Consider the following 315-nt stretch of genomic DNA (forward strand, 5'->3'; position numbering starts at 1 on the left):
GAGGCCACTGAAAATCTGACGATTTTAAAGATTATTCATGTGGATTTAAAAAGAGCCGACTTTAATTCCTAAAAAAGGAAAAAAAGTCGGTTTTTTCTTTGAATTCGCCACATGTTTTTCTCTAATTTTACCCTAGTAGCTTTAGTATTCTTTTAATATTTACCGTAAATATAGCCATGGCACCTTGTAATTCCATGCTAATTAGACCCGAGGATTTTGCCACATTATACCCGTGTCTGTGTTTTAACTCACTATTTTTCGCTTCAATTTTATAACGTTCTTTAGACTTTTCCTGAAAATATACACTTTTCTGGA

At 32.7% G+C, this 315-nt stretch carries 1 protein-coding gene; it reads right to left on the reverse strand.

Annotation, left to right across the window (positions count from 1 at the left end):
- Positions 1-127: 127 nt before the first annotated feature.
- On the reverse strand, positions 128-315 hold a 188-nt coding region (locus COD11_RS19820), incomplete at its 5' end, for a transposase (RefSeq protein ID WP_176551157.1).

This window comes from Bacillus sp. AFS040349, from assembly GCF_002577655.1.
In the GTDB taxonomy this organism is placed as follows: domain Bacteria; phylum Bacillota; class Bacilli; order Bacillales; family Bacillaceae; genus Metabacillus.